We start from the raw sequence: 21,356 nt of genomic DNA on the forward strand, positions 1-21,356 counted from the left end.
GCCCACCCTACGGTTTCTCTCGCGCTTTGAACAACCGATCGGCGATGAATTTCCGCAGCAGCGTTGGTTCGCCGAATTCGAGCGTCACAGGGAACGGCACGATTTGCTGCGACCAATCCCTTAAGCGCGCCAGATCCTTTTCCGTCGTCACCAGTGTCAGGCCATCGCGTTTGCCCTCGGTGATCAGGCCTTCGATCTCGACTAGCGAATACGGATGATGGTCGGCGAAGGCCCGCTGCTCGACGACTTCGATGCCGCTGGCGCGCAGCGTGTTGAAGAATCGCGCGGGATCGCCGATGCCGGCAAATGCCAGCACGCGCTTGCCGCGAAGCTGCGCCACCACGGCCTCATCCGGCTTCAGATGCGCCGATAGCACCGGTTTGCCCTGTGCTGCGATCTCTACGGCCACCGGCGCAGCAGCCGAGCCGTCCCCGACGACGATCAGCGCGTCGGTGCGCGCCAGTTGCGGCCGCAGCGGCGCACGCAGCGGGCCGGCGGGAAATACCTTCCCGTTGCCGAGCCCGCGTTCGCTATCGATCACGATCAGGGACGCGTCCTTGATGATCGACGGATTCTGGAAGCCGTCGTCCATCAGGATAACGGTCGCGCCTTGCGAGCGCGCCAGCGGCACGCCCTCGGCGCGTTTGCGCGACACCACGACGGGCAGATGGCCTGCCAGCATCAGCGGCTCGTCGCCGACATCGGAAGCTGCGTGCCGCTCCGGGTCGACCCGGATCGGCCCGCGCAATTCGCCGCCATAGCCGCGGCTGAGCACGACCGGCGTCTCGCCGAGCTCGCGCAACAGCTTCGCCAGCGCCAGCACGGTCGGCGTCTTGCCGGCGCCGCCGACGTGATAATTGCCGACGCAGAGCACCGGAATGCCGGCATTCAATCCCTTGTGTCGCAGACGTTGTGCGGCGACGGCGCCATAGAGCGCGGCGAGCGGTTTCAATAGATGCGAATTGAGCGAGGCCGGTCCGTGCCAGAAGCCCGGCTCACGCATTGGCGGCTCCCATCTCGATCCGCAACTGCAGTAAATACGGCTCGAGCGCGCTGAGCGTGCGCTCCAGCGCGCCGCCGAGTTGCCCGACCACACGCTCGGACGCAGTCAGCACGGCTTCGCGCGCCTTGGAATCGGCGAGCAGCTGCCCGAACTGCTTGACCAGCGCTTCCTGTGTATCGGCCCGCCGCGCGCCGCCGGCGGCATCGAGGGCTTCATAGACGTCGGTGAAATTGAAGACGTGGGGGCCGTGAATGACCGACGCGCCGAGCTTGATCGCCTCGATCGGATTCTGCCCGCCATGCTCGACCAGCGATCCGCCCATGAACACGATCGGCGCCAGCCGGTAGAACAACCCCAGTTCGCCCATGGTGTCGGCGACATAGATATCGGTCGTGGCGGTGGGCAAGTCCTCGCGCGAGCGCAGGGTCGGATTGAGGCCGGAAGCTGCGATCATGCTCGCGATGGCCTCGCCGCGATCGGGATGCCGCGGCACGATCACGGTCAGCAGCTTTGGAAAATAGCCGGCGAGCGTCCGGTGCGTTTCCGTCAGGATCTCTTCCTCGCCGGGATGCGTGGAGGCCGCGACCACGACAGGGCGGCCGCGTGTCATTGCCATCAGCATATCCAGCTTGTTCGCATCGGCCGGTGGCGCGGGAACGTCGAGCTTGAGGTTTCCCGTGACCACGACATTGCGGCTGCCCAGCGTCGCAAAGCGATCGGCATCGGTCTGCGATTGCGCCAGGCAGACGTCGAACTTGCCAAGCAGCGCCGAAATGGTCCCTTGGACCCGCTGCCAGCGCGGAAACGAGCGCTGCGACATCCGTCCGTTGATCAGCACCATCGGCAGCCGCCGCGCGGCGCTCGACAGGATCAGGTTCGGCCACAGGTCGGATTCGATGAACAGCGCCAGCGAGGGCCGCCAGTGATCGAGAAACCGCGCGACATAGCGCGGCGAATCATAGGGCACATATTGATGGATGACGTCAGAGGGGAACCGCTTGGCGACGATCGCAGCCGAGGTCACCGTGCCCGAGGTCAGGAGGATGCGCAGGTTCAAGGCCCGCAACCGCTCGATCAGCGCCGCCGCCGCCAGCACTTCGCCGACGCTGGCGCCGTGAATCCACACCAGCGGCCCGGTGGGCCGGATATCGGCGCTCAGGCCGCGGCGCTCGCCGACCCGCGCCGGGTCTTCCTTGCCGAGCTTCAGCCGCCGGCTGATCAACGCCGGTGACAGCGGCACCATCGCGGACGACAGTTTCCGGTAGACGCGCAGCGTCATCGGCAGCGAATTAGCCAAGAGCGGCCTCCGGACGCCCGACGGCCGCATAGGCGCGACGGGTCGCTTCGTTCAGATAGACTTCTACCTGAAGACGCAGCTTTTCCATAGTCTCGGCATCGGCATCCGGCGGAACGTACACCGCTTCGATGCCGACCACCGCACCGCGGCCGAACGGCAAATTAATGGTTGAAGAATCCCAGTTCTTCAACCGGATGAACCTGGAGGTCACCATCGCAAAGGGCATGATCGGCCGGCCGGACTCCCGCGCCAGCATGATGATGCCAAGCCCCACCACCCGCGCGCGCTTCGGCACATCAGCGGTCGTTGCGACGTTCCACTTGTCCTCCAGCGCCTGCAGCATCTCCCGGAACGCGCCGACGCCGCCCTTGCGGTGAAAGGCGCCGCCATGATCGCCGGAACCTCTGATAGTTCCGATGCCGAGCCGCTCGGCGGCGATGGCGTTGAATTCGCCGTCGCGATGGCGCGAGATCAGCACCTTGGCGCGGTGGCTCTTCTTGGTCTTGATGAACGGCGTCATGAAATGCTGGCCGTGCCAGAACGCGAAGATCGCCGGCATCTCCGGCTCGACCCGCTCATAGATGTCGGCCGGATCGTAGCTGAAGCGGTTGGTCAGCCAGACCAGCCGCAGATATTCGGCCGCGAGCACACCCAGCGCGCGCTGAACCCAGCTGCTGCGCAGCAAATCGCGGAGGAATCGTTTCAACTGCAGGACTTCTTAACTGGAGGACTTCGTATCTTGACCTGGATCGAGCAGCCGGTGGAGGTGAACCACGAAGTAGCGCATGTGGGCGTTGTCCACGGTCTGCTGCGCCTTCGCCTTCCAGGCCGCGTGTGCGGATGCGTAATTGGGATACACGCCGACGATATCGACCTGGTCGAGGTCCTTGAACGTGATGTGTTCGAGATCGGTCAGCTCGCCGCCGATGACGAGATGAAGCAATTGCTGCGGGGCACTATCTGGCATGATGGTCTTTCCTAACGAGATGCCCGGCAAGCACAAGTGAGAGCTGATATCGCGGGGTGGACGGGATGATTTGTGGCACGGATTTCGACCGATTCAGGGCAGCGGACGATTTCGGAAATGCTCGACAATGCGCGCATGTCGATCCTGTCCCGCCGCCACCAGCACCCCGTGCACCACCTCCCGGCGATTATACTCAATCGCATCCCCCGAGAGCGCAGTCATTCTACCATTCGCTTCCTGCACGATCAAATTCGCTGCGGCAAGATCCCAGTCGCGGCTTTGGCCGCCTGCAAAAGCGGCATCGAGGCTGCCGTCAGCTACCCGACACAGCCGAAGCGCCAGCGATCCGATTCGCGGATGCAGCGTGATCTCATCCGGTGACGAACTCAGCCGCTGCACCAGCGGCTTCGGGCCGGCCATGCAGGAGAAATCGAGCTCCGTGCCGGCCGCCGCACGCACAGGCCTTTCGTTGCGCGTGGTGCCCTGGCCACGGGTTGCGAAGAAGAATTCGTCGCTGACGGGAGCGAACACCGCCGCCAGCACCGGCGACGAGCCCTTAACCAACGCCACGCTCACGCACCAGTCTTCACGGCCGGCGAGATAGGCGCGGGTGCCGTCGATCGGGTCGACGATCCAGACCAGTTCCTTGCCGAGACGGGAATCGTCGTCGACGCTCTCTTCCGACAGCCAGCCATAATCCGGCGTCGCCGCGCGCAACCGCCGTTCGACGAGGTCGTTGACGGCGATGTCGGCTTCGGAGACCGGCGACGAGGCGCCCTTGGTCCAGTTCTTCAGTTCGGTGCGAAACAGCGACAACGCCAGCGCGCCGGCCTCGCCCACGGTGTCCCTCAACAGCGCGGCATCGCGCGCCGAGATCCTGTCGGCGGTATCAGCGTCCGCCAAGCGTCAGGCCCTCGATGCGCAGCGTCGGCGCGTTGACGCCGTAGCGGAATTCCAGATCGTTGGCGGGAACCAGCGATTTGAACATCGGCAGCAGATGGCCCGCGATCGTCACCTCGCTGACGGGGTAAGTGATCTCGCCGTTCTCGATCCAGAATCCGGAGGCGCCGCGGCTGTAATCGCCGGTCACGCCGTTGACGCCGGAGCCGATCAGGTCGGTGACGTAAAATCCCTGCTTGATATCGGAGATCAGTTGCTTCGGCGTCATCTCGCCGGGTTCGAGATGCAGATTATACGATCCCGGCGACGGCGAGGACGAGACGCCGCGATGGGCATGTCCGGTGGTGACCAACCCGAGTTCGCGCGCGGTCGCGCAATCGAGCAGCCACGTGGTCAACACCCCCTCGTCGATGAGCGCGAGCTTCTTCACTCTTACACCCTCGGCGTCGAAGGTCTGCGACCGCAGGCCGCGCACCCGCAAGGGATCGTCGATGATGCGGATGTTGTTCGCGAACAGCTGCTCGCCCATCCGGTCTTTCAAAAAGCTGGTCTTGCGCGCGATCGAGGCGCCGTTGATGGCGCCGACGAGATGACCAACCAGCGATGCCGACACCCGGGGATCGTACACGACCGGCACCTTGCAGGTTTCGACCTTGCGCGGATTGGACCGCGCCACGGTGCGCTCGCCCGCCTTGCGGCCGACGCTTTCGGGCGAAGCGAGATCGGACGCATACGGGGCCGAGGTGAAATCGTAGTCGCGCTCCATGCCCGTGCCCTCGCCGGAGATCGCGGTCATCGAGATTCCCTGGCTGGAGCGCAAATAGGAGCCGTGGAAGCCCGTCGAGGTCACCAGCACCATGCCGCCGATGCCGCTCGAGGCGGACGCGCCGCCCGATTTGGTCACGCCCTTGACCGCAAGGCCCGCGGCTTCCGCTTCGCAGGCGCGGCGTTCGAGTTCGGACGTCGAGGGAACTTCGCGGTCGAGCAGGTCGAGATCGGCGAACTCGCGCGCCAGCAGCGAGGGATCGGCGAGACCGACATATTTGTCGTCAGGCGCAACGCGGGCCATCGCGACCGCCCGCTCGGCGAGTTTTGCAACCCCATCGCCGGAAACATCGTTGGTCGAGACCACGGCCTGGCGTTGCCCGACCAATACGCGCAATCCGACATCGTCGCCTTCGGAGCGCTCGGATTCCTCGACCCGGCCATCACGCACTTTGACGCCCTGCGAGACGCCGCGCACCGCAACCGCGTCTGCGGCGTCCGCGCCCGCGCGCTTGGCGGCCTCGACCAGCCGCTGCGCCAGCGTCGAGAGCGCCGATTGATCGAACAGGGAAGTTGCGGGAGCCTGCGAAAGCGGCGAAGCGGTGGATGGTGAAGAGTTCACAAACAAAATCCCTGACAATTGAAGGGGCTCGGGCGCAAATCGGCAGACCCACCAGATGTGCCTGATTCACAGGGATTTCAAGCATTTTGCGCCATCAAATGCCAAACATTTTCGGCATTTGCGCAAGGTCTCGTCAATCATGCGTGCCAAGGTCTTGTCAATCATGCGGTCAGATCCATGGCAGGTGACCTCTCCTTAACCAGGCTTTTTAAGGCGAAACGGAAATCGCTCGGCTAAGGTCTCGCGTATCGACCGGGAACATAATCCCGGCGGGGAGATGAGAGCCGTGAGGCATCAAACAGCAACAAGCGGGATCAATCCCGCCGGGTCGAGCCGTGTCATGCGGCTCGACCCTCTTTCTCTGCCGCTCAGCTTCCATGCGCACGATACCCGCGCAGACGGCGGCGTGCGGAGGATAGAACTCCATCGCGAACGCGTCGTGCTGCACCGTGCCGTCAAGGGCATGCGGATGGCGATCAACGTCCGCGTCAGCGACTTTCTCGGCGTTGCATTGCGCGGTCTCGACGACGACGCACAGATGCTGGTGCTGGCGCATCGCGATCCCTCGCTGAACATTCCTTTGTGCGTGAGCTCCGACCACGAGGAAATCGCCTCCGCGTGGCAGATGTGGAGCGACATCCTCGCGCTGCCGCTATTGGCGGAAGATGACCACAGCGAACCGGCCGCCCGACGCCGCCGCCACAACGCGATCCGCGCCCGCCGACCGAAATTTCTGGTGCGCCGCCGCGCCGGCAACCTGATCAATACCGACACCGTTCATCGGGACGAGCGCGAGATCGTCGCGCGGGATTGAGGCCACACTCGTCATTGCGAGCGCAGCGAAGCAATCCATGCCTCGACAAGGGGATAGATGGATTGCTTCGCTGCGCTCGCAATGACGAGGATTCAGTTTCGCGATCTCGCGGCATGTTGCGCCCGAGGTTTGCTAGAGAACTTCCCGCCCTCTTGTTCAGGGGGCGCAGGGAAGACCGGGTGCTTGCTGCACCCGCGGTCTCGCGTGCGATTTGCGCAAACAAAAATGCCCACGAGCATACAGGGCAGCGGGAGCATTCCGGCCTTCCCTGCGCAATGGCTTAGCGCCAGCACCGCGGCGCCAGGACCACACGGCCCTATTCTGGGCTTAGGTGACCTGAACTTAGCCGATCTGGCCCGATCTTAAGGCCTTCAAAAATAGGCCTTTTCGGAATTATCATTATCCAGCAAGGCCGCAGCCGGATCACCGCGAACCGCTGCAACTGGGGCTAGGCCCCAACCTCGAACCCTTCCACAGGCCGACGAGGAAAGAGCCCAGCCACCAGCGGCAGCACCCAAAACCCACAATGGGCGCGGCCCAGAAAGACTATCGACAATGTCGAGCAAGACCAAGACCGACTGCATCGCCACGCTGATGAGCGCGGGGATCAGCGCGGTGGATGCACGCGCGCTGCGGCGCATCTCGATGACGCTGCATCGCTGGCATGACCTGGAGTGCGGCAACGAGCGCGGCGAAGCGATCGAGCGCGATGAAGAGACCAACCTGCCTTATCTCACCTACGACACCGGCATGAACGGCAAGCGCGGGCGCACGCAAATTCCCGATCGCGAGACCGCCGCGCTGAAGCAACTGACGAAGATCATGAAGGCCTATCCGGGCTTCGCCTTCCACGTGCAGGGCGATCCGCGCGGCTCGGCGCTATTCATCCTGCGCCCCGGTGACGTGCCTGCCGGGCGCGACATCGACACCTGCTACTCACGCGGCATCGTGGTGCATCAATGACCGAGGCCGAGACCATCCGCGCCCGCATCGCCGAGCTGAAGAAAAAGCTCGCTGATCTGCAGGCATCGCTTCGCAATCTGGAAATTGAAAAAGCGATGGCCGGTTTGCATCGCGAAACCGAAGGGGGCACACAGCTCAACTGATCCATCGAAAACTTCCAGCCGCCCCGGCTCACCAAAAGGTGCCGGGGTTAGGCGGTCAGAACGCCTCGCAATTCCGCGCGGCCTTCTGAAAAAGGAAGCATAAACTCATGACTACCAAGAAAACCCACCCCGCCGATGTCGCCGATCTCGCGCTGATCCCGGCTTGCAAGAAGTTCACCGCGACCATCCTGAAGAATAACAAGCCGCAGACCACCGAGTTCGACTCGCTCGATGCTGCGCGGATCGAAGCGGTGAAACTGAACGCCACCGCGAACAATGCCCGCAAGGCGCTGGTGTACGCCATCACCGACGAAGGCCGCGCCATCCTTGTTCCGGCATTGCATGGCCGCACGCCCGCCGATGCAGGCAGCGAAGCGGCGAAGGCCGATGACAAGGCGCGCGATGCGAAGCCCGCGCTCGCGAAAGCGCCGAAGACCTCCTCGCCATCCGAGGCCGATCTGGCGGCGGCGAAAGCCGAAGCCGCCGAACGCGCCGCGCTGAAGGCGAAGCCAGAGAAGAAGGCGAAGCCCGAGAAGGCCGCGAAGCCCGCCAAGGCCAAGCCAGCCAAGAAGGCGAAGTCCGCCAAGAAGGAAGGCGGCTCAAAGGTTGATGCGGTGATCAAGCTGCTGACCGGCAAGAAGCCTGTAACGCGCAAGGATATCGCCGAAGCGGTTGATTGGCCTTCGATCAACATCAAGGCGATCTGCGAGCGCAAGAAGATGAAGCTGAAGCAGGCCAGCGATGGCACGCTCTCCGCTTCGGCTCCGAAGTAAGCGGCAGGAGAGCGAAGATGAGCGACAAACTCACCCAAGCCGATCTGCAGCAATTCAAGGGCGGCACCGGCCATTGGTATCGGCACAATCTGGCGCGCACGGTCACCTATACCGATGGCGTCAAGTACATGGCCGAGCGAGCCGGTGCGTATTGGCTGATTGATGAGATCGCCTTCGCGCAGATCGGCGAGCCGCACGTCAAGGCCGAGGAGTTTCAGTCTTGGAAGCTGAAAGTCACCGGCTCGACCGCGACGCTGACTTGCGATGACGGCAACGGGAATATCGTTTTCTCCAAGCCCATCGACTTCACCGACTTCCCACTCGACGAGATCAATCTATGGGTCGAGGCAGGCGATGGCGGGCGAGTCATTCTCCTGCCGTGTGAGCATTAGGTTCGGATCACGGGGCGGCCTTCGGGCCGCCCTTCATTGCTTCAGACCCACGAAAGGAAAACCCACAATGAGTATCAGAAACGGGATCATCATCACCGCCATCATCGGCGCGGGCCTGCTTTGGTATGGCGGCGCTTTCGAGCCATCGCAGCCCAAGAAGCCCGACGCGCAATACGGCGACACCATCGCCGCCAATGTAGCGACGGTCGGCTGCGATACTGAAGAGGCTGCAGACAAAGCAGCCGCCAGCTGCATCGCCATCCCAATGGCCGCCACTGGCAAGGCGATCAAGACCTACGGCAAGCGCAGCATCTGCGTTCGCTGGCAAGGCGTAGCCGATTGCCTCTGGTCGCCGCGCGAGTCGCTGCTCTTCATCCCCGCAGAATCCACCAGCAAGTAAACAGGATCATCATCCATGAAATATTGCACTGAATTTCCCGACTTCCACGCCTCCGACATGCCAGCGATCCCGCAAGGCTTCGAGGACAATTCTTGGCACAACGACAGCTGCCCCAACTTCATCAGCGAGGAGCTGGGCCTGCGCATCTGGGTTGACTTCGCCGACAAGCACCAGCGCGAGATAGCTGAAGGCTCGCGCTTCGTGCTGGAGCCCGCCGATAACGAGGACAACATCACCGATCCGATCTGCACCGATGACTGGGCGGTGATCCTTGAGGCCGTCGAAGAGGAGCGCGCCGAGATCGCGGGCTGCCTCGCACAGCTGGAGAAAGCCGACGGCGCGATCCTGCAGTGGCAGGTCGATGACAAGAAGTTCGCGGTGATGCTGAAGCGCGGCTTGATCAGAATGGAGGGCGACTGCCTCGTCCATCCGAGGGCGCGCAAGATCAGCGAGCTGGCCTTCACCATGGCGCGGCCCGCCGATGTGCGCGTGCTATACCGGGCCGACAATGAAGGCCCTGCGATCATGCTGCTGAACCAGCTGGTCGCCAACTTCGATGCACACGGCGGCTGGCAGCATCGCTGCAATGAGGAAGACATGCGGCACGAGCTGGCTTCGCGCGGCTGGTACTCGGGCCTCCATGACAATGGCCACTACCTCGTTCTGAACCTCGACCTGATGCAGCTGGAGCCGCACCCGGACCACCCAACCAAGGAGATACGCTAATGCGCACCACCATGATCGCAGCCGCTGCGCTGCTCGCCTCGCTCACCGCCGCGCACGCAGGATCAGCTATCTGCGAGGGCGCTCTGACAGTCGGCAAGGAATGGACGACCGTCAAAGGCCCGACCGGCGACTTCGCGCCAGATGGCTGCAGGTTTCAAACTGCATCGAAGCTGGGCCGCCGCATCATCGCGGTCTGCCCAGATGGTTCGCAGTGCCAGATCGATGCAGCGTTCAGCAAAAGATCGAGCAGCACCATCACCGGCATCACCAACGTGACAAAGATCAAGTAAGGACCAGCATCACCATGTCCAAGAAAGCGAAGCAGAACATCACCAACCGGAGCTGCCGCAAGGAAGTCAAAACGCGCTCCAAAATTTATGATGCCGAATGCTCGGGCCTCTACGTCAGCCTGAGCCCCACAGCGCCGCCGACGTTCTTCCTGAAGTACACCTGCCTGATCACCAAGAAGCGCGGCACCCATCGGCTGGGCATCTATCGCGAAGCCGAAGCAGGCATCGAGGCGCGCGACGTGACCTATTGGCGCAGGGAGGCCGATAAGCTGAAGGTCAGGATCGGCGACCGCGAGGACATCGCGGCGACCACGCGGCGCGAGCATCAGCTGCAGGCCAAGCAGGCAGGCGTCACCGTCGATCGGATCATTGACGAGCGGATCGCGTGGGTCAGCGAGCTGGTGCCGAAGGGCCGCGACAAGGATGGCATCAAGCTGAAGATGGGGCCGCGCAAAAAGGACTGGGCGAACATGGCCAGCCATCTGGAGCGGTTCGTGCGCCCGCGCCTCGGCAAGAAGATTGCCCGCGAAGTCACTAAGCATGACATCGCCGATCTGCAGCGCGACATCCTTGCGGGCACGCTGATCATCAGCGAGGGCAAGACCACGAAGAAGGGATCGATCAGCAGCGCCCGCCACATGCGCAAGGCGGTTTCGGGTCTGTTCAACTGGGCGGCTGAAGCAGGCCGCGACTATGTCGATACCTCGCCCTGCGTGAACCTGCCGCCGCTGGACAAGGAGCCGCCGCGCACCCGCAAGCTAAGCCCTGACGAGGTCAGGGTTCTCTGGCACGGCCTCGATCAGCCCAACATGCCTATCGATCGCAAGATATGTCTGGCGATCAAGTTCACGCTGGTGACCATGCTGCGCTCGATCGAGCTGCTGCCGATCCATCGCGATGAGCTGGGGCGCAATGGCCTGCGCAGCGAGCTGCCGCTGGTCGTGATCCCCGAGGAGCGCGTCAAGGCGGGCCGCGAGATTCATCAGCCGCTCTCTGATCTGGCTGTCGAGATCGCGCAGGAAGCGATGGGCAATTACCCGTGGATGTTCGCGGGGCGCTACGGCACCGAGTCGCTGAACCGCAAGGCGATGGCCTGCGCGCTCCGCGGCAAGACCAAGCGGGTGAAGGGAAAGGTGGTGATCGAAAGCATCGGCATCTGTCGGCTGCTCGGCATGAAGCCTTTCACGCCGCATGATCTGCGCCGCACCGCCGCCAGCCTGCTGGGTGGCCTGAAGGTGCCGCGCTCGATCATCTCGCTCTGCCTCGACCATACCGTGAAGAGCGACGAGCATGGCGCGGTCTCGGCGGTGACCGGCAAGCATTACGATCAGGACCCGCGCATCGGCGAAAAGCGCGAGGCCCTGCAAAAGCTGGCTGATGAGATCAGGCGCATCATCAGCGCGCCGATGGAAGCGCAGGAGGGAATGCGACAAGCCGCCTGACCTGAAAAAAAGTTAGCCGCCCCGCTTGAACCGGGGCGGCTTTTTTGTTGCCATCGATCCCGCCAAGGCTGGGGCGCAGCCAAGGCGGCTAAAATGCTTCCATTGCTGCAGCCGAGGTTCCCCCTCGGGCTGGCCATCGCTTGCGCGGCCCTGTGGTGCGCGCTGGCGATCGGGGCTGTATTGGGCCGGGGCGGCGAAAATTCCGCACCTACGCCGCCGCCTGGGCCGCCGCAAAAGACCATTTCGCGGATCATTCGGGCCGATCGGATCGGCCCGGTACTGGCCTTTGATGATCGCTGGCAGTCCGCAGCGCCAGCTATGCATCAGGCGGTCATGGCTGAAGTAATCCAGCCCGCGCCGAAGCGCGGCACTGCTGCCCAGATCAAGCCACAGCGCGCCAAGCGACATGCGGATCGCGTATGCGGCAGCAAAGCCGCCGCTATTTCCGTGTCGGGCGGCATCTGTCGTGGAGGTGCAGGCGATGAGCGAGGATTATGCCGGCCGATCAGCTGGAAGAAACGATGCTGCGCACTGCGCAGTGGGCCGAGGCCTATCCGCTGGCGGTACTCTCTGAGTCTCGATTGGAAGAAAGCCCCCCGGGTCGCTGCGCGCGGGCGGCATGACGCTCGATGCTCGATTGGGTAGTGTCTCAGTTTGAAATTTATATCCTACTGAACATGCAGGCAGTCCGAGTAAAGTGGTTGATTGTTGACGGCGATCTTGAGTGAATTGACCAGATCCTTGCGCGCCGCGCTGCACTTCTCGATGCTCGTATATCCCGGAACCGTGAGCGACGTTTGGGTCGCCAAAAACACAACAATGATAGTCCACATTTTCTGCCATCGCTTGCGAAGCTTACCGCTAAGCATTAGCATATGGCGATGTTCGCGGAAAGCCGGGAGGAAACCTATGAGCGAAAGCAGCGATTTATTCGTGGCCAAATGGGTGTCGGCTAACGTCCACACCATACCGGGACTCGAGGATTACAGCGATCATGTCGTTGAGTTGGCGGAACAGTTGATCGCCGACGCCGAGGCAAAGGGTATCGATGAAGATGAGCTGAACCAGGCTGTCGGCGGCGATGCCGAGGACTACCTAAAAAATCAATATGAGAAGGTGCAGGATAGCACGCTAGGCTTTCATGAGGCTGACGATGCCTAGAGGTGGTCCTAAAGGCGAGAAGCGCCCAGCCGACGCCATCGGCAACGCCATCATGATCGCCAAGATCGCCGCCGGTGAGATCGAGGACGTCACCACAGAGGACGGCAAGAACGCCGCTGCCGTGGCGCTCGGGCGCATGGGCGGTAAGGCGCGGGCTGAGGGGATGACGGCCAAGCGGAGGAAAGAGATTGCCGCAAAGGCCGCCGATGCTCGCTGGAAGAAGGCTAAGTAGTCTTCTTCCTATCCCACAGCGAGACGACCTCAGCAGATACGGACCTTTGTTCTGTTTCAGCTGTCCTTAATTTTGGAAATGCTTTCACCTCGGCTTTGCTGCCGGAAAGGTATCCGGCAGGCAATGCGCTTAGCTGTTCAATCTCTCGGGCTGGCAAGCATAGATCGTCGATGACCTGTTCCTTCGTTCTAACTTTCTCATCTAGGAGTGCTTCAAAGCCGCGACGCAACAATCGCGGTTCTTCAAATTTCAGAATGTTGTCTAGCGGTTCCTCACCGCGCCAGCCGCGACGATTGTAATTGATCCATAGTCGCTTAACCTGATCCGGACTTACAATTCCTATGTGCTCACATCTAACGATCATCATGGCAACGGACACTTTCCATCGCTCCTTGCGCGCCAGCATTCCGTCTAGAGTCGGAGCCCATAGCTCATCCACAAAGCTCTTTTCTGGTAGCAAAAAGGCCGCCGCGAAGCGATGAGCCTGTCCTTCAAGTAGCTTCCAGTCCGAAGTATTCTTGACGCGGCGGCGATCAACCTTCCTATGAAGCAGCAAATGAAAAAGCTCATGCGCCGCATCAAATCTCGATCTAACGGCACTCGCCTTGTCCTTCCCCAAAACGACAAACGGCGTTGAATAGGTCGATGACCATTGAGAGAATGCATCAAGGGAATCTGCCGCAACGTTGATGCGGGCAGTGATGATGCCGCTATTCTCCATTTCCAACAAAAGGTCTGGAATCGGCCCAGCACCAAAATTCCACCATTCGCGGCATTCCTGGGCGAGATGGTCAATCTGAGAGAAGGTCAGCGACTTAAAGTCGTCGGGAATATGAAAGCGCGGAAGATCCAACTTGGGAAATTCCAAGAATTGCTTTTGATACGTTGCAATCTCTTTCAACCAGCGGAGCCGAGGATAGCATCGTTCCCGCGCCATCTTGGTCGCGCTTGCGTTCGACCTCCAAAACAACGGACTGTCTTCGTCTTGAGCGGGACTGTTTAGAAAGAACGTTCTGGGGAAACCCAGTTTATCGCAGAGTCGGTCCATCACGTCGGCGCGCGGCGACTGAGGGCCGTTCTCGTATTGAGTGATAGCAACCGGCGAAACGTTGACCATTTCTGCCAGGGCGACTTTGGTCAGACCAAAGGCTTGGCGCGCTTCTGTAAGCCGCGCGCCAACGAATCCAAGGGTTCCTACCGTCATTTATTCCTCCGTTTCGCCCTTCTTTTTTGCGGGGCGCTTGATGAGTGGGCGCGCAATATCGCGTTGCGGAGCCTCAACTCCCATTTCGGCTTGTTCAAAACGAGCAATGATTTCCAAAACAGAATAGTTCAGGCCCCATGTTCGGTAGGTTTCGTCTGGAACGGCAAAGTTCAAAAAGCCAAGTCGCTGACCATTCTCATCGAAATTCTTTCCGGCAGGACCGTGAATGATAATTCCGTTGATCGACGCAACTGAAAATACCTTGGCATCGACATCGCCAAAGTCGAATTGAGGGGCACTCAAGAAAGTATTGACCGCAGAATGCGCTTCCCTGAATTTCGCGGGACGAGCAAAATCTGACGGCGTTTGGACATAAGCTTGCACCATCGAAACGCCGCCGCCGCGGACGAGCGTGTAATTCCAGCCGTTGATGCTGATCTTTTGACCATTCGATACCAGGCCGGTTTCGCTCGCGGCCCGCTGCAATGCAGTTTCAGCTACATAGAAGCGCTGATCGAGGAGATTTGCCGCCCTTTGATCCTCCAAAACGCGCGGATCGTTGATAACGGACTGATAGGAATCCTCGTATGCCCATTCCATGGCGTTCTGGAGCCGCTTCCAGAACGTCAGCTTCGTGTCCCGGACCATCGTGGACCAGAACGCCGCCACAATCTCTGCGTCAGTCATGCCGAATCTCTAGTTTGACAATCGATTTAAGTATGATGCACATTTCCTCACTAAAAGTAAAGTATGCCCTCTTGGGCACCTTCGGAACTTCAAAGTGTCTACAGGACCGCCTTTGGGATTGACATCGGCCGTTCTTATAACATATATCGCAAATATGACAAAAAATAACGACTTTGCGGCTCTCCTTCGTGCCACCCGGGCAAAACTCAACCTCACGCAGGAGCTGGTCGCCGAGCGGCTTGGTGTGTCATTCGCAACGGTGAACCGGTGGGAGGGCGGGACCAAGCCACAGAAGGCTGCTCAAGAGGTCATCCTGGCGTTGGCTGCGGAGGCTGGTGTCAGCGCTGAGGGCGAGGTTTCATCAATTGAGCCGGCGGCGGGAGTTACACGTCGTAGGCGAGGTGCGGCTCCGTTGTCGCCCTCGACCAAGCCGATGGAGCAAATGCTCTGGGATGCGGCCTGCTCGATCCGTGGCGAAAAGGATGCACCTAAGTTCAAAGATTACTTGTTGCCGTTGCTCTTTCTGAAGCGGCTTTCGGATGTGTTCGACGACGAAATCGCTCGGCTTGCCGAAGACTATGGCGAGCGCGCCACAGCGCTTGAAATTGCCGAGGGTGACCATTCACTCCTGCGCTTCTATCTGCCCCCCGAAGCCCGTTGGGGAGCAATTAGCGGGCGCGAAACGATCGATTGGCCACTGGACGAAAAGGGGCAAAGCACCAAGCCGAAGGACATCGGCGAACACTTGACCAAGGCCGCGCGCGCCGTCGTCAAACAGAACCCCCAGCTTTCCGGCGTGATTGATGTCGTCGACTTCGCCGCCGAGAGGAACGGCGAGCGCGATATTAACCCAGCGAAGCTGCGCCTCGTCGTCGAGACGTTCTCAGATCCGCGCTATCGCTTGGGGCTTGCCGATGTGCAGCCCGATTTCCTCGGCCGCGCTTATGAATATCTCCTGCGCAAGTTCGCGGAAGGCTCGGGCCAGAGCGCGGGTGAGTTCTTTACCCCGACCGAGGTCGGCCTCTTGATGGCGCATATCATGCGCCCTCGCCCTGGTGAGGAATGCCACGACTTCGCCTGCGGGTCGGCAGGTCTGCTGGTGAAGCTGCAACTCGTCGCTCGAGAACTCGATCCCACGGCTAAGGTGCCCCTAAAACTCACCGGCCAGGAACTCCAGGCCGAAAGCTACGCCGTTGCGCAGATGAACGGCATCATCCACGACATGGAAATCGAACTCGCCCGCGGCGATACGATGATCAATCCGAAATTTCGCACCAACGAAGGCAAGGTGCGGTCTTTCGATATCGTCGCCGCCAATCCGATGTGGAATCAGCCCTTTGCGCCGGACGTGTTCGCTAATGACCCGTTCGATCGCTTCCGCACCGCCGGCGGCGTCACTACCGGCAAGGGCGATTGGGCGTGGCTTCAGCACACGCTCGCCTGCCTCAACGACAATGGCCGTGCTGCCGTTGTCCTCGATACCGGCGCTGTCACGCGCGGCTCAGGCTCTAAGAACGACGATAAGGAACGCAATATCCGCAAATGGTTTGTCGATCATGATCTGATCGATGGCGTGATTCTGCTGCCCGAAAACCTGTTCTACAACACCAGCGCCGCCGGCGTGATCGTGGTGCTGAACAATCGTAAGCACGCGACGCGCAAGGACAAGATCGTCCTTCTGAATGCCAGCAAGCGGCTGAAAAAGGGCAAACCGAAGAACTACATTCCCGAGGAAGCCATTCGTCCCCTTGCAGCGGCGTATCTCAGAGGCGAGCCGGTCGATGGCGAAATCGCAGTCATTACGCGCCTGCAAGCCGAGGAAGCGGACTACAACTTGAGCCCCAGCCGGTGGGTCGGCCAAGCCGACGAATCAATCCATCGACCAATCAAGGAAATCGTCAGCGAGCTGTTGAGGCTTGACGATCAAACACGAGAGATAGATGGCATTCTTGCACGTATGTTGGTGCGTCTATGAAAAACGAGCGCTGGGAATGGCGTCCTTTGGGCGATCTGTTCGATATCGGCGCGGGCAAGACGATGTCCGCCGTCGCGCGAGATGGAATAGACAAGACGCCATTCCTTCGGACGTCAAACGTTCTTTGGGATGAAATCGATCTCTCCGTGGTCGATGAGATGGCAATTCCTCCGCATGAACTCCCTGGAAAATTGGTCCGTCCGGGCGACTTGCTGGTGTGTGAAGGGGGCGACATCGGCCGCGCAGCCATCTGGAATGGCGAAGTCGAAACGATGTCCTTTCAGAATCACCTTCACCGTCTGCGACCAAAAGCAGATGGTGTTGAGCCGCGGTTCTTTGTCTACTTCCTTCAGTGTGCATTTACCCAGCTAGGCATATTCGAAGGCGCAGGGAATAAGACGACGATCCCCAATCTTTCGCGAAACCGCCTCGCTGACCTAGAGGTGCCGCAGCCTCCAATTGGCGAACAAAGGGCGATCACACAGGCGTTGGCTTGGGTGCGCTCCGCAATGAAGAGTCATGATCGTGCGACTGCTATTGCTCAAGAACTGAAGCGCGCTGTCACGCGGGACATTTTCACGCGAGGCCTTCGCGGCGCGCCGCAAAAAGAAACCGAAATCGGACAAGTTCCAGACAGTTGGGATGTTGTACCGCTGGGGTCGCTCGGTCGCATCGGCAACGGCTCCACGCCAAAGAAGACGTTACCCAAATACTGGATTGGTGGAACCTATCCGTGGCTCACGAGCGCCAAGGTCTATGATCGAGAGATCGTTTCCGCGGATCAATTCGTAACGGATGTCGCGCTTCGCGAATGCCACCTACCACGCGTTGAGCCTGGCGCGATCTTGATCGCCATTACCGGTCAAGGAAAAACGCTTGGCCACTGCGCGGTGCTGGGAATACAGGCCACCATCAATCAGCATATTGCTTACGTCGCAACAGACACTAAGCGGGCCGATCCTTCGTTCGTCCGGGGGTATCTGGAAACGCAGTACGATTACCTCCGCCAGGTTGGTTCGGGTGGCGGCAGCACAAAAGGCGCGCTCACTTGCGCGTTCCTTCGTGGCATGCCGATCCCATTTCCACCCCTCGACGAACAGCGCGAAATCGTCGAAATTCTCGACGCAATCGACCGAAAGATCGACCTTCACAAGCGCAAACGCGCGGTACTCGAAGATTTGTTCAAAGCGCTGCTTCACAAGCTGATGACCGGTGAAATCAGTGTGGCCGATCTCGATCTTTCCGCCCTCGGCCAAACCGTCCTTGAGGGAGTTGCTGCATGAGCGACCTCAAGATCAGCGAAGCCGGCACCGTCCAGTTTCCGATGGTGAGACACGCGGCCGAAATCGGCTGGACGCCACTCGCCCCCGAAGTCGCCAAGCAAAAGCGCGGCGGCGAAGCTGGCATGCTGCTGCGCGACGAGCTCGAGGAAAAGCTTTCCACATTCAATCCGTGGCTTTCTGCTGATGCCGTTCGCTCGATCGTCGAAACGCTCGACGCAATCCCGGCGACAGTTGACGGCAACCGCGAGATGCTGATGTGGCTGCGCGGCGAACGCGGCTGGTATGACGAGGGCGAAAAGCGCCATCGCCGCGTCCAGCTCGTCGACTTCGAGACCACCGACGCCAACGTCTTCCACGTCTCATGGGAATGGGCGCTAAAGCCGCCCGCACGTAAGGGGAACCGGGCGGACGTGATGTTCTGCGTCAATGGCGTGCCGGTCTGTATCGTCGAGCACAAGAACCCCAAGGATGGTGACGCCATCGAACGCGGTATCAAGCAGCTTCGCCGTTATGAGATTGAGACGCCAGAACTGATCGGCGCGCCGCAAATCTTCAATGTCACGCATTTGCTCGACTATTGGTATGGCGTCACCTGGAACGCGACCCGCCGTGACATGGCGCGCTGGAAGCAAACGCCAGACGAGGCTTATCGCTTCGCGGTGCAAGCTTTCTTCGAGCGCACGGACTTTCTGCGCACGCTCCAGCACTGGATTTTGTTCTACGTCCAGGATAGCGAAACGCGCAAATCGATCCTGCGTCAGCATCAGCGGCGCGCCATCGATTCGATCGTGGCCCGCTGCGCCGACCCGACCAAGACGCGCGGCCTCGTCTGGCACACGCAGGGCTCAGGCAAGACCTTCACGCTTTTGACAGCCGCGAAGCTGATCCTCGAACAGAAGGAGCGCTTCCAGAACGGAACGGTCATTCTTGTCGTCGATCGCACTGAGCTTGAAGGGCAGTTGAAAGGCTGGGTTGAACGCGTGCTCGGCGAAATGCAGAACCAAGACATTGCTATCAAGCGGGCAAACACAAAGGCCGAGCTTCAGCAGCTTCTGGACGCGGATTTTCGCGGCCTAATCATTGCGATGATCCACAAGTTCGAGGCGATCCGGAAGGATTCCTCTACCCGCCACAACATCTTCGTCTTCATTGATGAGGCACACCGGTCAGTCGCAAAGGACCTCGGCACGTATCTCATGGCCTCGGTGCCGAACGCGACGATCATCGGTTTCACCGGCACCCCGATTGCGAACACCGAGCAGGGCACCGGCACGTTCAAGATTTTCGGCGCTGAGGACGAGACCGGCTATCTCGACAAGTATTCGATCAAAGAATCTATCGCCGACGAAACCACCCTGCCGATCAAGCACGTCCTCGCGCCAAGCGAGATGACCGTGCCCGTCGATCGGTTGGACAAGGAATTCTTCGAACTCGCTGCCGCCGAAGGCGTGACCGACATAGAGGAACTGAACAAGGTTCTCGACCGGGCCGTAGGTCTCCGTACCTTCTTGAAGGCCGATGATCGCGTGGCGAAGGTGGCGGCGTTTGTCGCCGAGCATTTCAAGGAAAACGTGCTGCCGCTTGGCTACAAAGCGTTCGTGGTAGCCGTCGATCGCGAGGCGTGCGCGAAATACAAGCAGGCGCTCGACAAGCTGCTGCCGCCCGAGTGGACGGAAGCCGTTTACACGGAGAACTCCGCCGATGTGGTTGACCGGCCGCTTGTCGCTGCGCTTCAGCTCAGCGAGGAACGTGAGGAGGACGTCCGGCTGCTGTTTAAGAAGGCCGATAAGAACCCGAAAATCTTGGTCGTCACCGACAAGCTGCTGACCGGTTACGACGCGCCGCTGCTCTACTGCCTCTATCTTGACAAGCCCATGCGGGATCACGTTCTGCTCCAGGCCGTGGCGCGTGTGAACCGGCCTTATGTTGACAAGGAAGGTGTCCAGAAGAAGATCGGTCTCGTCGTCGATTTCGTCGGCGTGCTCCGCGAATTGAAGAAGGCGCTGCAGTTCGATTCGTCGGACGTTGACGGCGTCATCGAAGATCTTGATTTGTTGATGCTCGATTTCCTCGACAAGATCGCGAAAGCAAAAGTGGACTATCTCGATGCCGGCGAAGGCGGTGATGCCGATGAGCGGCTAGAGCGCCTTGTCTATGGGCGCTTCCTTGAGCCGGAGCCACGCAAGGCGTTCTTCGAAGCCTACAAGGACATCGAAAACCTTTGGGAAATCCTGTCGCCATCGAAAGAGTTGGTCGATCACATCGGAACGTACAAGCGCCTGGCCCAGCTCTATGCCGCGGTTCGCAATGCTTACGCCGACAAGATCGGGTTCGTTGCCGACCTCGCCTACAAGACACGGCAACTGGTCGAACAGAACGCTGCGCAGAGCGGACTCGGCCGTCTGACCAAGAGCGTAACATTCGATGTGAAGACGCTCGAAGCCCTTCGGTCGGACAAGGGCTCCGATGAGGGAAAGGTGTTCAACCTAGTGCGGGGTTTGCAGAAAGAGATCGACGATAACGCGGAGGCCGCGCCGGTGCTCCAGCCGCTGAAGGACCGTGCGGAGCGGATTCTGAAAGACCTCGAAAACCGCAATACCACCGGCTTGGCCGCGATGGACCTTCTCGCATCGCTGGCCGCCGAGAAAGACGCAGCAACTAGAGCTGCAAAGGACACCGGCCTCACGCCGAAGGCGTTCGCCGCATTTTGGGCCTTGCGCGATAGTACCGCGTTGAGAGGCGGCGGGATAGATCCGCTCGAATTGGCAAAGGAAATTGAGAAGCTTCTCGCGAAGTTCCCAAATGCGAAGGTCAATCCCGACGAGCAAAGGCAGCTACGCGCCGCGCTCTATCGGCCGCTCTTAGCGTTGGGGCGTGAGGAGCGAACTAAGATGGTCGAACAGGTGGTCGAGATCGTCACGCAATGAGGTGGTCAACTAACGGATCACTCACGCCGGCTGCACGATTGAGGCGGCGTGTGGACGTGTGGGTCGTCAAACTACGGGTGATGCCAGGAGTCATTCGAGTTCAGCGAATGACCAGAAAATGGGGGTCTTGCTCCACGGCTGGAACGGTCACCCTTGCAATTGACCTAGATGAAGAATCCGACGCGTTTCAGGATTTCGTCATCGCTCACGAATTGCTTCACCTGAAGGTCCCCAATCACGGCAGATTATTCAAGGCCCTGATGACTGCTCATATTCCCAAATGGCGCGAACAGGACATCTATCGACGGAAAGTTAGAAAACATTCTCATTTAAAAAAGCGCCAACTTGAGGTGCGGCAGCGCTTGAACTCGGGATAAAAGAATCGCTTCC

General features: G+C 60.4%; 24 protein-coding genes. 15 read left to right on the forward strand and 9 right to left on the reverse strand.

Annotated elements, in window-relative coordinates; all coding sequences use genetic code 11:
• Positions 1–7: 7 nt before the first annotated feature.
• The 6 genes from lpxK to IVB05_RS36950 all read right to left on the reverse strand — a co-directional run bounded on the left by lpxK (position 8) and on the right by IVB05_RS36950 (position 5,554).
• Positions 8–1,003, reverse strand: coding sequence for a tetraacyldisaccharide 4'-kinase (gene lpxK, locus IVB05_RS36925; protein WP_247781017.1), 996 nt, complete (start codon positions 1,001–1,003; stop codon positions 8–10).
• Positions 996–2,330, reverse strand: a complete 1,335-nt coding sequence (locus tag IVB05_RS36930; RefSeq protein ID WP_247781018.1) for a 3-deoxy-D-manno-octulosonic acid transferase — start codon at positions 2,328–2,330, stop codon at positions 996–998. Before IVB05_RS36930 ends, lpxK begins: the two co-directional genes overlap by 8 nt.
• The gene (locus tag IVB05_RS36935) at positions 2,293–3,006 is read right to left on the reverse strand and encodes a lysophospholipid acyltransferase family protein (RefSeq protein ID WP_247781019.1); all 714 of its coding nucleotides are present in this window, start codon (positions 3,004–3,006) and stop codon (positions 2,293–2,295) included. The genes IVB05_RS36930 and IVB05_RS36935 overlap by 38 nt, the downstream gene beginning before the upstream one ends.
• Before the next feature lie 12 nt (positions 3,007–3,018).
• On the reverse strand, positions 3,019–3,267 hold the full coding sequence (locus IVB05_RS36940; RefSeq protein WP_214487863.1) for a DUF4170 domain-containing protein: 249 nt from the start codon (positions 3,265–3,267) through the stop codon (positions 3,019–3,021).
• A gap of 93 nt (positions 3,268–3,360) precedes the next feature.
• The gene (locus tag IVB05_RS36945) at positions 3,361–4,170 is read right to left on the reverse strand and encodes a 3'(2'),5'-bisphosphate nucleotidase CysQ (protein ID WP_247781020.1); all 810 of its coding nucleotides are present in this window, start codon (positions 4,168–4,170) and stop codon (positions 3,361–3,363) included.
• Positions 4,157–5,554 (reverse strand): TldD/PmbA family protein, encoded by a 1,398-nt coding sequence (locus IVB05_RS36950; RefSeq protein WP_247781021.1) that lies wholly within the window; start codon positions 5,552–5,554, stop codon positions 4,157–4,159. The genes IVB05_RS36945 and IVB05_RS36950 overlap by 14 nt, the downstream gene beginning before the upstream one ends.
• 286 nt (positions 5,555–5,840) lie before the next feature.
• Here IVB05_RS36950 and IVB05_RS36955 point away from each other — a divergent pair, with 286 nt between their 5' ends.
• From IVB05_RS36955 to IVB05_RS36995, 9 genes are all read left to right on the forward strand, one after another.
• The gene (locus IVB05_RS36955) at positions 5,841–6,368 is read left to right on the forward strand and encodes a DUF6101 family protein (RefSeq protein WP_247781022.1); all 528 of its coding nucleotides are present in this window, start codon (positions 5,841–5,843) and stop codon (positions 6,366–6,368) included.
• A gap of 555 nt (positions 6,369–6,923) precedes the next feature.
• The gene (locus IVB05_RS36960) at positions 6,924–7,331 is read left to right on the forward strand and encodes a hypothetical protein (protein ID WP_247781023.1); all 408 of its coding nucleotides are present in this window, start codon (positions 6,924–6,926) and stop codon (positions 7,329–7,331) included.
• Positions 7,328–7,474 (forward strand): hypothetical protein, encoded by a 147-nt coding sequence (locus IVB05_RS36965; protein ID WP_247781024.1) that lies wholly within the window; start codon positions 7,328–7,330, stop codon positions 7,472–7,474. Before IVB05_RS36960 ends, IVB05_RS36965 begins: the two co-directional genes overlap by 4 nt.
• A 107-nt stretch (positions 7,475–7,581) precedes the next feature.
• Positions 7,582–8,247, forward strand: a complete 666-nt coding sequence (locus IVB05_RS36970) for a hypothetical protein (RefSeq protein ID WP_247781025.1) — start codon at positions 7,582–7,584, stop codon at positions 8,245–8,247.
• Between the two features lie 17 nt (positions 8,248–8,264).
• Positions 8,265–8,639 (forward strand): DUF6876 family protein, encoded by a 375-nt coding sequence (locus IVB05_RS36975; protein WP_247781026.1) that lies wholly within the window; start codon positions 8,265–8,267, stop codon positions 8,637–8,639.
• Between the two features lie 67 nt (positions 8,640–8,706).
• Positions 8,707–9,039 (forward strand): hypothetical protein, encoded by a 333-nt coding sequence (locus IVB05_RS36980; protein ID WP_247781027.1) that lies wholly within the window; start codon positions 8,707–8,709, stop codon positions 9,037–9,039.
• A gap of 57 nt (positions 9,040–9,096) precedes the next feature.
• Positions 9,097–9,765: a hypothetical protein gene (locus tag IVB05_RS36985; RefSeq protein ID WP_247781028.1), complete on the forward strand. Its 669-nt coding sequence runs from the start codon at positions 9,097–9,099 to the stop codon at positions 9,763–9,765.
• Positions 9,765–10,055, forward strand: a complete 291-nt coding sequence (locus tag IVB05_RS36990; protein WP_247781029.1) for a hypothetical protein — start codon at positions 9,765–9,767, stop codon at positions 10,053–10,055. Before IVB05_RS36985 ends, IVB05_RS36990 begins: the two co-directional genes overlap by 1 nt.
• A gap of 14 nt (positions 10,056–10,069) precedes the next feature.
• Positions 10,070–11,497: a tyrosine-type recombinase/integrase gene (locus tag IVB05_RS36995; protein ID WP_247781030.1), complete on the forward strand. Its 1,428-nt coding sequence runs from the start codon at positions 10,070–10,072 to the stop codon at positions 11,495–11,497.
• A 12-nt stretch (positions 11,498–11,509) separates the two neighbouring features.
• On the opposite strand, the gene IVB05_RS37000 is transcribed toward IVB05_RS36995, so the two are convergent.
• Complete coding sequence (locus tag IVB05_RS37000) at positions 11,510–11,905, reverse strand: hypothetical protein (protein ID WP_247781031.1); 396 nt, start codon at positions 11,903–11,905, stop codon at positions 11,510–11,512.
• A 501-nt stretch (positions 11,906–12,406) separates the two neighbouring features.
• Here IVB05_RS37000 and IVB05_RS37005 point away from each other — a divergent pair.
• A complete protein-coding gene (locus IVB05_RS37005; protein WP_247781032.1) occupies positions 12,407–12,658 on the forward strand; it encodes a hypothetical protein in 252 nt (83 codons plus the stop codon).
• Positions 12,651–12,890: an RNA-binding protein gene (locus tag IVB05_RS37010; protein WP_247781033.1), complete on the forward strand. Its 240-nt coding sequence runs from the start codon at positions 12,651–12,653 to the stop codon at positions 12,888–12,890. The genes IVB05_RS37005 and IVB05_RS37010 overlap by 8 nt, the downstream gene beginning before the upstream one ends.
• Here IVB05_RS37010 and IVB05_RS37015 read toward each other — a convergent pair.
• Both IVB05_RS37015 and IVB05_RS37020 read right to left on the reverse strand, forming a co-directional pair.
• Positions 12,883–14,094, reverse strand: coding sequence for an XRE family transcriptional regulator (locus IVB05_RS37015; RefSeq protein WP_247781034.1), 1,212 nt, complete (start codon positions 14,092–14,094; stop codon positions 12,883–12,885). The genes IVB05_RS37010 and IVB05_RS37015 overlap by 8 nt on opposite strands.
• Entirely contained in the window at positions 14,095–14,781 is a 687-nt protein-coding gene (locus tag IVB05_RS37020) for a hypothetical protein (protein ID WP_247781035.1), read from the reverse strand.
• Between the two features lie 154 nt (positions 14,782–14,935).
• Between IVB05_RS37020 and IVB05_RS37025 the strand changes: the two genes are divergently transcribed.
• The 4 genes from IVB05_RS37025 to IVB05_RS37040 are packed head-to-tail and all read left to right on the forward strand — an operon-like array spanning position 14,936 to position 21,343.
• Positions 14,936–16,756 (forward strand): N-6 DNA methylase, encoded by a 1,821-nt coding sequence (locus tag IVB05_RS37025; protein ID WP_247781036.1) that lies wholly within the window; start codon positions 14,936–14,938, stop codon positions 16,754–16,756.
• Positions 16,753–18,039: a restriction endonuclease subunit S gene (locus IVB05_RS37030; RefSeq protein ID WP_247781037.1), complete on the forward strand. Its 1,287-nt coding sequence runs from the start codon at positions 16,753–16,755 to the stop codon at positions 18,037–18,039. The genes IVB05_RS37025 and IVB05_RS37030 overlap by 4 nt, the downstream gene beginning before the upstream one ends.
• Positions 18,036–20,966, forward strand: coding sequence for an HsdR family type I site-specific deoxyribonuclease (locus IVB05_RS37035; protein ID WP_247781038.1), 2,931 nt, complete (start codon positions 18,036–18,038; stop codon positions 20,964–20,966). The genes IVB05_RS37030 and IVB05_RS37035 overlap by 4 nt, the downstream gene beginning before the upstream one ends.
• Positions 20,963–21,343: a M48 family metallopeptidase gene (locus IVB05_RS37040; protein ID WP_256472825.1), complete on the forward strand. Its 381-nt coding sequence runs from the start codon at positions 20,963–20,965 to the stop codon at positions 21,341–21,343. The genes IVB05_RS37035 and IVB05_RS37040 overlap by 4 nt, the downstream gene beginning before the upstream one ends.
• Positions 21,344–21,356 lie beyond the last annotated feature (13 nt).

Origin of the sequence: Bradyrhizobium sp. 170, assembly GCF_023101085.1 — a bacterium.
Classification (GTDB): domain Bacteria; phylum Pseudomonadota; class Alphaproteobacteria; order Rhizobiales; family Xanthobacteraceae; genus Bradyrhizobium.

Excerpts from the sequence above, each read along its gene's own strand:
- IVB05_RS36960 (WP_247781023.1), top strand. The coding sequence starts at position 6,924 with ATGTCGAGCAAGACCAAGACCGACTGCATCGCCACGCTGATGAGCGCG.
- IVB05_RS37035 (WP_247781038.1), top strand. The coding sequence starts at position 18,036 with ATGAGCGACCTCAAGATCAGCGAAGCCGGCACCGTCCAGTTTCCGATG.
- IVB05_RS37005 (WP_247781032.1), top strand. The coding sequence starts at position 12,407 with ATGAGCGAAAGCAGCGATTTATTCGTGGCCAAATGGGTGTCGGCTAAC.
- lpxK (WP_247781017.1), bottom strand. The coding sequence starts at position 1,003 with ATGCGTGAGCCGGGCTTCTGGCACGGACCGGCCTCGCTCAATTCGCAT.
- IVB05_RS36965 (WP_247781024.1), top strand. The coding sequence starts at position 7,328 with ATGACCGAGGCCGAGACCATCCGCGCCCGCATCGCCGAGCTGAAGAAA.
- IVB05_RS36975 (WP_247781026.1), top strand. The coding sequence starts at position 8,265 with ATGAGCGACAAACTCACCCAAGCCGATCTGCAGCAATTCAAGGGCGGC.
- IVB05_RS36995 (WP_247781030.1), top strand. The coding sequence starts at position 10,070 with ATGTCCAAGAAAGCGAAGCAGAACATCACCAACCGGAGCTGCCGCAAG.
- IVB05_RS37010 (WP_247781033.1), top strand. The coding sequence starts at position 12,651 with ATGCCTAGAGGTGGTCCTAAAGGCGAGAAGCGCCCAGCCGACGCCATC.
- IVB05_RS36930 (WP_247781018.1), bottom strand. The coding sequence starts at position 2,330 with ATGCGGCCGTCGGGCGTCCGGAGGCCGCTCTTGGCTAATTCGCTGCCG.
- IVB05_RS36970 (WP_247781025.1), top strand. The coding sequence starts at position 7,582 with ATGACTACCAAGAAAACCCACCCCGCCGATGTCGCCGATCTCGCGCTG.
- IVB05_RS37020 (WP_247781035.1), bottom strand. The coding sequence starts at position 14,781 with ATGACTGACGCAGAGATTGTGGCGGCGTTCTGGTCCACGATGGTCCGG.
- IVB05_RS36985 (WP_247781028.1), top strand. The coding sequence starts at position 9,097 with ATGCCAGCGATCCCGCAAGGCTTCGAGGACAATTCTTGGCACAACGAC.
- IVB05_RS36990 (WP_247781029.1), top strand. The coding sequence starts at position 9,765 with ATGCGCACCACCATGATCGCAGCCGCTGCGCTGCTCGCCTCGCTCACC.
- IVB05_RS37030 (WP_247781037.1), top strand. The coding sequence starts at position 16,753 with ATGAAAAACGAGCGCTGGGAATGGCGTCCTTTGGGCGATCTGTTCGAT.
- IVB05_RS37025 (WP_247781036.1), top strand. The coding sequence starts at position 14,936 with ATGACAAAAAATAACGACTTTGCGGCTCTCCTTCGTGCCACCCGGGCA.
- IVB05_RS37000 (WP_247781031.1), bottom strand. The coding sequence starts at position 11,905 with ATGTCGCTTGGCGCGCTGTGGCTTGATCTGGGCAGCAGTGCCGCGCTT.
- IVB05_RS37015 (WP_247781034.1), bottom strand. The coding sequence starts at position 14,094 with ATGACGGTAGGAACCCTTGGATTCGTTGGCGCGCGGCTTACAGAAGCG.
- IVB05_RS36980 (WP_247781027.1), top strand. The coding sequence starts at position 8,707 with ATGAGTATCAGAAACGGGATCATCATCACCGCCATCATCGGCGCGGGC.
- IVB05_RS36940 (WP_214487863.1), bottom strand. The coding sequence starts at position 3,267 with ATGCCAGATAGTGCCCCGCAGCAATTGCTTCATCTCGTCATCGGCGGC.
- IVB05_RS37040 (WP_256472825.1), top strand. The coding sequence starts at position 20,963 with ATGAGGTGGTCAACTAACGGATCACTCACGCCGGCTGCACGATTGAGG.